This is a genomic window from Bacillota bacterium (assembly GCA_024655925.1).
In the GTDB taxonomy this organism is placed as follows: domain Bacteria; phylum Bacillota; class DTU025; order DTU025; family JANLFS01; genus JANLFS01.
Map to the genome: position 1 here is coordinate 19,165 of JANLFS010000033.1, position 7,945 is coordinate 27,109.

Sequence of the window (7,945 nt, forward strand, 5' to 3'; positions counted from 1 at the left end):
CCTCATGAACCCGGCGAGGACGATCAGATCCGGTGCAAACGACTCGACACACGCTGCGAGCGCTTCCTCGAACTTGTCGCGCGACGCGAACTCCCGCCTTACGACCGCCGCGACAGGCACTCCAGACGCCCTCGCGCGGTCGAGAGCAGGGGCGTCCCTGACATCACTGACGACCGCTGCGACTTCCGCGTCTATCTCTCCAGAGCGGACCGCGTCCAGGATCGCCTGAAGGTTGGTTCCCCTGCCGGAGGCCATGACGACAATCCTCATGTACGACCCCCCACAAGTCGGACCGTGCCATCGCCCGGGGTGATCCGTCCGATCATGTAAGGAACCTCCCCCGAAGCAGCCAGGGCCTCGAGCGCTCGGCCGGCGTCGAAGTCACGGACGACAACGATGTAGCCAATCCCCATGTTGAACACCCTCGCCATCTCACCAGCACTTACGTTGCCCATCTCCTGAATCAGACCGAAGATCGGCGGCGTCGGCCAAGATGACACTTCGAGTTCAATGGCAGTGCCGGCAGGCAGCATCCTCGGGGGGTTCTCGATCAGTCCTCCCCCGGTGATGTGGGCCATGCCCCGGATCTGGACCACGCGTGCAAGATCTGCAACAGCCCGGGCGTAAATTCGCGTCGGCTCGAGGAGCACCTGACCCAGAGGTCTGTCCAGGCAGGACGGGGTGTCCGAGAGCAGGAACCCCCCCGCCTGCAGAAGCACCCGGCGGGCCAGAGAGAACCCGTTACTGTGGAGGCCTGAGGACGCGAGCCCGATCACGACATCGCCAGGCCTGATTCCCGAGCCGTCGACGACCTGTTCGCGGTCCACCACACCGACAGCGAACCCGGCGATATCGTACTCCCCGTCGGGGTAGAACCCGGGCATCTCGGCTGTCTCCCCCCCGATCAGGGCGCACCCAGCCCGCATGCATCCCTCCGCCACCCCAGAGACAATCTGCGCGACGCGCTCAGGGACTAGATGCCCGCATGCAATGTAGTCCAGGAAGAAGAGGGGCCTCGCCCCTGACACTAGCACGTCGTTGACACACATCGCTACCGCATCGATGCCCACGGTGTCATGGCGGTCCAAGGCGAACGCGAGCTTGAGCTTCGTGCCAACCCCGTCCGTCCCCGCCACGAGGACAGGATCCCGGAACTGTGCTACATCCAGCCGAAACAGGCCACCAAATCCACCGATATCACTGAGGACACCCGGAGTGAAAGTCCGCCGAACTGATTCCCGCATGAGTTCCACTGCCCGCTCGCCGGCATCTATGTCCACGCCCGATTCACGGTAGGACACCGAGACAGGGCATTCATCCCTGCCGTGCCCGTCGGGAGCCTCAGGGTAACGGCCATCGAAGCATGCAGTACACAGCCCAAACGGAGCGGGGCACCCAGACTCGGACGCCAGGTCCGAAAGACAGCGCAGCATGCCGTCTATGGAGAGATAGTGCAGGGAGTCCGCCCCGATCTGTTGCCGTATTTCCTCCGTCGACTTCGTGGCCGCTACGAGTTCACCTCGTTCGGAGGTGTCTATCCCATAGTAGCAGCAGTGGGTGACAGGCGGAGACGACACCACGAGGTGCACCTCTCGGGCGCCCGCTTTTCGCACGAGGTTTATAAGCCTGGAACTGGTGGTCCCTCGGACTATGGAATCATCCACAAGTACCACCCGTTTGCCCGAAACGCTGCGCTCGACGGCGTTGAGCTTGAGCCTGACCCCGAGGTCCCTCTGATCCTGCGATGGCTGGATGAAGGTGCGGCCCATGTAACGGTTCTTCATGAGCCCGTGCTCGTACGGAATCCCGCTCGCCGCGGAGAAACCGAGTGCCGCTCCCACCCCTGACTCTGGAACTGGGACGACCACGTCCGCCTGTATGGTGGTCTCGTCGGCCAATTGCCGCCCGAACCTCTCCCGAGCCTCGGCAACGCTTATCCCGTCTATCGTGCTGTCGGGGCGGGCGAAGTAGATGTACTCGAAAACGCACGTGGCGGGGCGGGCACACCGGCCGGAAGCCCTGGTCCTGGCGGAGCGGATGCCATCCCTCGTGATGATCGCAATCTCCCCACGGGCCAAATCCCTCTGGCGGGCCGCTCCCACCGCATCCAATGCGCATGACTCTGACGCCACGAAAGTGCCGGAAGGACCGGTTCCCGCAACCAGCGGCCGGAACCCGTGTGGGTCCCTCACTGCGTAGATAGTGTCGCCTTCCATGATGAGTATCGAGTACGAACCCCGCAGGTCCTCCATGACCCGCTCTATGGCACCGACCATCCCGAGAGAGTGGTACCTGGCGATCAGACATCCGATAACCTCCGAGTCCGACGTGCTCTGGAAGACCACACCAGAGCGGCCGAGGTCCTCCCGGAGTCTTTCCGCGTTGGTGAGATTGCCGTTATGGGCGACGGCCATCATGCCGCCGATGTAACGGAATACAAAGGGTTGGGCGTTCATAGGCTCGCTTCCGCCCGAGGTGGAGTAGCGAACGTGCCCGATGGCAGTCCGCCCCGGAAGGGCAGAGAGGGTGTCCGGCCCGAAAACCTCTGACACCAGGCCCATGTCCTTGATGACCTTGATCGTGCCGGAGCTGAAAGCAGAGATCCCCGCGCTCTCCTGTCCCCGGTGCTGCAAAGACAAGAGGCCGTAATAGGTCTGCTGAGACGCGTCTCGGTCGACGCACGCCCCGAACACGCCGCACTCCTCGTGAAGCTTGTCCTGCCAGGCGCTCACCCCTGCATCGCGCACGGTATCGCCTCCCTGTACCCCCTCGAAATGTCCGACACGGCCAGATCCAGTGATGACGCCGCCCCGGATGCCTCCCCGCCCGTGAACTCGACGAACAGCCGGCACCCGCCCGTCGTTCCGATCACGGTGGCTTCGACCCCCATATCCGCAGCGAGGCTTCTGAGGTCTCGAACCTGCTCCGGTCGGACGGTCACGAGAACGCGAGACGCGCTTTCGCTGAACAGGTACCGGCTTGGTGGCAGGGACGTCTCGATGCTCACATGGGCTCCGACGTCTCCGAGAATGCAGCATTCCGCCAGCGCAACCCCGAGCCCGCCTTCTGACAGGTCATGAGCCGACTCAATGAGACGAGAGGCCCCTGCCCTGACAAGCAGATCTATCAGACGCGCCTCCGCCGAGAGGCTCAAGGTCGGAATCGGGCCTGCTTCGACCCCTCCGATCAGCGCCAGGTAGGCCGACCCCCCTATCTCGTCCCGCGTTGTGCCAAGAAGGACGATGGTGTCTCCTGCACGCTGGAACCCTGAAGGCACTCGCCGGGACACATCCTCGAGCACGCCAACCATGCCGATGACAGGCGTCGGGTATATCGCGGTTTCCCCATCCTCGTTGTAGAAGCTCACATTCCCCCCGGTCACGGGAGTTCCAAGAGCCAGGCAGGCGTCCTTCATGCCCCGAACGCACTCTCTGAACTGCCAGAAGACCTCGGGTTTCATCGGATTTCCGAAGTTCAGGCAGTTGGTAATGGCTAGGGGCCGCGCTCCGGCACACGCGACATTCCGTGCGGCCTCTGCCACTGCGAGAGCAGCGCCACCCCTCGGGTCGAGATAGCAGAACCTGGCGTTCGCGTCGGTGGCCAGCGCAATCCCTTTCGATGTCCCAGATAGCCTGAGTACGGCTGCGTCGGACCCGGGGCCGGCCACAGTGGCTGCCCCCACTTGGTGGTCGTACTGGCGGTAGACCCACTCCTTGCTGGCTATGCTGGGTGAGCACAGCAGGCGCAGGAGGGCGTCACCCAGATCGGGGGCATCCGTGATAGACGAAAGGTCGAACGCACGGAGACGCTCAATGTACTCCGGCTCTCTCGCCTCCCGGTCATACACAGGAGCCATGTCGGCAAGAGCTTTCGCCGGAACCTGCGCGACAATGGTTCCACCCTCCCGTATTGTGATGAAGCCGTCCTCGGTGACGTGCCCGACCACGGACGCCTCCAGTTCCCACTTGGAGAGAATCTCCCGTACCTCATCTTCCTTCCCGGGCACTGGAACCAGGAGCATCCGCTCCTGAGACTCGGAAAGCATCACCTCATAAGGGGTCATGCCCGATTCCCGCCTCGGGACCTTGTCCAGATCCACGACCATCCCGGAGTCTCCGCGGGATGCCATCTCGCAGGAGGAACAAGTGAGACCAGCCGCGCCCATGTCCTGTATGCCGAGGACACACCCTCGTGCCACGAGCTCAAGGCACGCCTCGAGCAGCAGTTTCTCTCTGAACGGGTCTCCAACCTGGACCGCTGACCGCCTCTCCACAGCCTCGTCCGTCAAGTCCGCCGAGGCAAAGGTGGCGCCGTGGATCCCGTCGCGGCCTGTCCTGGCACCGATCACCATGACGCTGTTTCCCGTTCCCCGAGCTGCTCCCCTCTTGATGTCCTCATGCCGCATCACCCCAACACACATCGCGTTCACAAGTGGGTTATTCGCGTAGCTTGGGTGGAACCAGACCTCCCCACCGACCGTTGGGATGCCCACCGCGTTTCCGTAACCTGAGATGCCAGACACCACGCCTTCGAAGAGTGTTCGGGTCCTGGCCGAGGAGAGGTCTCCAAACCGCAGGGAATCAAGGATGGCTATAGGCCTGGCACCCATCGTGAAGATGTCCCTGATGATCCCCCCCACGCCGGTTGCCGCCCCCTGATAGGGCTCGACTGCGGAGGGATGGTTGTGACTCTCTATCTTGAAGACGATGGCAAGCCCGTCCCCGATATCGACAATGCCCGCATTCTCCCCGGGGCCCTCCAGGACGCACGGCCCGGAGGTGGGCAGGGTGCGGAGGACTCTCTTTGAGTTCTTGTAGGAGCAATGCTCGGACCACATGACGGAGAACATGCCGATCTCCACCAGTCCCGGGTCGCGTCCCAGGATCTCACAGATCCGCTGGTACTCCTCGTCAGAAAGCCCCATCTCACGCCAGACGCTGGTCCCGGAGTCCACTGCCGCCGCCCCCTTTCACCCACGCTGCTACGGACTCGAAGAGAAGACGGCCGTCGGTCCCACCGAGTATCTCCTCGGAAGCGCGTTCAGGATGGGGCATCAGCCCGAACACGTTTCCGCCGGGGCTGCATATCCCCGCGATGTTCCCCGCACTTCCGTTGGGATTCGCCGCTTCGGTTACGCGCCCCTGAGGATCGGAGTACCTGAACACCACTCTTCCGGACGCCTCCAGTTCAGCGAGGGTCGCAGGGTCCGCGTAGTAGTTACCTTCCCCGTGGGCGATGGGCAGCATGAGGACCTGGCCGACCCGGAGGCTGGACGTGAACGGAGTCTCGGTGGTCTCCACCCTGATGTGGCACGGGCGGCACACGAACTTCCTGCTTGTGTTGGGAAGCATCGCACCCGGCAGAAGGCCTGCCTCCAGGAGCACCTGGAATCCATTGCAGATCCCCAACACCGGACCACCTCTGAGGGCGAACTCCCGGACCTGGTCCATCACAGGAGAGAACCTGGCGATCGCCCCGGCGCGCAGGTAGTCTCCGTGGGCAAACCCTCCGGGAAGAACAACACAGTCGAACCCATCCACGGACGCGCTGCGGTGCCATATGAACCCGGCTTCGAACCCGGCAGCCTCGATCGCCTGCATACAGTCGCGATCGCAGTTGGAGCCAGGGAAGACGACAATGCCGAATCTCATCGGCCCGATTCCTCCTGAAGATCGAACTCATAGACCTCAGTGACCGGATTGGCCAGAAGCTTTCTGGATACCTCGTCCACTAGGTCCCTCGCGGCTTCCTCATCCGGCGCTGAGAGGAGGAGTTCGAGATGTTTGCCTACCCTCACGTCTGCCACCCCGTCATATCCCATTGAAAGCAGGGCCCTTCTGACCGCGTCTCCCTGCGGATCCAGGATCGACTTCTTCAGACTGACACGGACGAAGGCTCGGAAGTTCACCTGCGCCCACCTCCCGTGATCCTGGCCAGGACCTCAGAGTAGGCTTCGTCAACACCACCCATGTCCCGCCTGAACCGGTCCTTATCCAGCTTGTCCCTGGTCTCGACGTCCCAGAGCCTGCAGGTATCGGGGGATATCTCGTCGCCGAGCACCAGCTGGCCCCCGGCAGTGCCGAACTCGAGCTTGAAGTCTACGAGGATCAGCCCACGATCGCGGAGAAAGGCCTTCAGGACCTCATTGACCCGGAGGGCAGTGTCTCGCATCTCCGCGACCACGTCAGCTGGTGCGAGGTCCAGAGCTTCGATATGAGATTCAGTCACCAGGGGGTCGCCGAGCGAATCGTCTTTGTAGTAGAACTCCACCACCGCCCTAGGGAGCTCGGTGCCTTCGGGTATCCCAAGCCTCCTCGACAGGCTTCCGGCCGCTATGTTCCTCACGACCACCTCAAGCTTGACCATGTCGAGGCTACGTACCACCATCCCGGTCTCTCCCTCGAGCCGCACGAAATGCGTGCGCACCCCGTTCGCCTCTAGAAGTCTGAACAACTCGGCGGACATGAGGTTGTTCACCCGGCCCTTGCCCGCGATCGTCCCCTTCTTCTTGCCGTCGAACGCGGTGGCGTCGTCTTTGAACTGCATCAACACTAGCTCCGGATCGGGCAAACGAAAGACTACCTTCGCCTTGCCTTCATACAGCTTACACAAGCTCTGAGTCAAGTTGCGCCCCTCCTTGTCTTCTGAGACTACTTGTTCTGCATCGAAACTTCGAGATCAGCTTCTCGGACTTTCTCCGCCATCTCGGCCCTCCGCCTCAGCAGACGCTCGGAGAGGTCCGGGTTCTCCAGAGCGAGGATCTCTGCGGCCAGAATCGCGGCGTTCTCCGCACCTCCCACAGCCACAGTCGCGACGGGGACTCCAGGGGGCATCATGACTGTGGACAGGAGCGCATCAAGCCCTCCGAGGGTCCCGGACGAAATCGGAACGCCTATCACCGGGACCACGGTGTTAGACGCGAGAGCGCCCGCGAGGTGCGCGGCGAGCCCGGCTCCTGCGATGATGACGCGAATGCCTCTCTCCCGCGCTGTCCGGGCGTACTCAGACGCGGCATCCGGAGTTCGATGCGCAGATATCACTCTCGCCTCGCATGCAATCCCGAGAGATGAGAGTGTCTCAACTGCGCGAGCCATGATATCCAGGTCTGACTTGCTCCCCATGACCACTCCGACGATAGGGCACTCCATCCCGTTGGCATCCTCCTCGTGCTCCCCGGGAACGCGGGTTATTGGAAATACACAAGCCCCGGCGGTAGTCTCACACGAGTGAAACCTGACCGCCGGGGCTTTTATCCCTCAAGGTGTGGCACCGAATTCACGGTGCCTGCGCCGCTCGGTCCGAGCCCCCCGTGCCGAAGGTCGGTCGGAGGTGGAACCCTAGACGCACTTTCGCTCAAGCGTGCCGTATGCCGTTCTCACACCCTGAGTCTACACCAGCCCAGGGCAAGTGTCAACGAGAGCCACGCAGGACAGCACGTCTGCGCCGTGCGACGGACCGCGGGTACCCCAGGACTTCCGCCCATACGACGCCCATCGCCGCCTGGTCAGCCGCGAGCACCCCGATGCCTTGAAGCCTCGCTGGGCTTTCTTCGGGGCCCGGCCCTCCCGGCTCCGCCGCGATCAGGGGTTCGTCCCATTCGGACGTGCCTTCCTCGCCTTCAGCGCCTTCTGTCTCGCGTGCCTCCTGCCCGAGCGACCCTGGACCTTCCGGCATCTCCCATTCCCGAAGCCTCTCCCGGCCCCACTCCCGCGCTCGCTCATCCCCAAGATCATGCCATCCCGCGGTATATGGTTCATCGGTTCTGGCTCCAGGCTCCTCGAGGCTTTCAGGCCCGCCTGTCACCTCTGTAACTTCGGTCACCTCGGACCCGGTGTAGGGGGCGGGAATAGGTGTCTCCGGGCCGAAAGGCGGCGCCTGAGAGGGCACATAGACCGGACGCGCGTGGGGCATCTCAACCGGCTGGCCCGCCGCCCTCTTTCTTGAT

The 7,945-nt window shown here is 63.0% G+C and carries 8 protein-coding genes and 1 pseudogene; all 9 read right to left on the reverse strand.

Going from position 1 to position 7,945, the window contains the following annotated elements; all coding sequences use genetic code 11:
* Positions 1-270: phosphoribosylglycinamide formyltransferase (locus NUW23_06865; protein ID MCR4425901.1), on the reverse strand; the 270-nt coding region annotated here is incomplete at its 3' end.
* Positions 267-1,301 (reverse strand): phosphoribosylformylglycinamidine cyclo-ligase, encoded by a 1,035-nt coding sequence (gene purM, locus NUW23_06870; GenBank protein MCR4425902.1) that lies wholly within the window; start codon positions 1,299-1,301, stop codon positions 267-269. The genes NUW23_06865 and purM, both read right to left, overlap by 4 nt.
* Positions 1,302-1,334: 33 nt before the next feature.
* Positions 1,335-2,747, reverse strand: a pseudogene (gene purF, locus NUW23_06875) (amidophosphoribosyltransferase).
* The gene (gene purL, locus NUW23_06880) at positions 2,729-4,924 is read right to left on the reverse strand and encodes a phosphoribosylformylglycinamidine synthase subunit PurL (protein ID MCR4425903.1); all 2,196 of its coding nucleotides are present in this window, start codon (positions 4,922-4,924) and stop codon (positions 2,729-2,731) included. The pseudogene purF and the gene purL overlap by 19 nt, the downstream one beginning before the upstream one ends.
* Position 4,925: 1 nt before the next feature.
* A complete protein-coding gene (purQ, locus tag NUW23_06885) occupies positions 4,926-5,651 on the reverse strand; it encodes a phosphoribosylformylglycinamidine synthase subunit PurQ (GenBank protein MCR4425904.1) in 726 nt (241 codons plus the stop codon).
* On the reverse strand, positions 5,648-5,908 hold the full coding sequence (purS, locus tag NUW23_06890) for a phosphoribosylformylglycinamidine synthase subunit PurS (protein ID MCR4425905.1): 261 nt from the start codon (positions 5,906-5,908) through the stop codon (positions 5,648-5,650). The genes purQ and purS overlap by 4 nt, the downstream gene beginning before the upstream one ends.
* On the reverse strand, positions 5,905-6,624 hold the full coding sequence (locus NUW23_06895) for a phosphoribosylaminoimidazolesuccinocarboxamide synthase (protein ID MCR4425906.1): 720 nt from the start codon (positions 6,622-6,624) through the stop codon (positions 5,905-5,907). The genes purS and NUW23_06895 overlap by 4 nt, the downstream gene beginning before the upstream one ends.
* 26 nt (positions 6,625-6,650) lie before the next feature.
* A complete protein-coding gene (purE, locus tag NUW23_06900) occupies positions 6,651-7,148 on the reverse strand; it encodes a 5-(carboxyamino)imidazole ribonucleotide mutase (protein MCR4425907.1) in 498 nt (165 codons plus the stop codon).
* A 262-nt stretch (positions 7,149-7,410) separates the two neighbouring features.
* Positions 7,411-7,945: hypothetical protein (locus NUW23_06905; protein MCR4425908.1), on the reverse strand; the 535-nt coding region annotated here is incomplete at its 5' end.

Excerpts from the sequence above, each read along its gene's own strand:
- purL (MCR4425903.1), bottom strand. The coding sequence starts at position 4,924 with ATGGGGCTTTCTGACGAGGAGTACCAGCGGATCTGTGAGATCCTGGGA.
- purE (MCR4425907.1), bottom strand. The coding sequence starts at position 7,148 with ATGGAGTGCCCTATCGTCGGAGTGGTCATGGGGAGCAAGTCAGACCTG.
- purQ (MCR4425904.1), bottom strand. The coding sequence starts at position 5,651 with ATGAGATTCGGCATTGTCGTCTTCCCTGGCTCCAACTGCGATCGCGAC.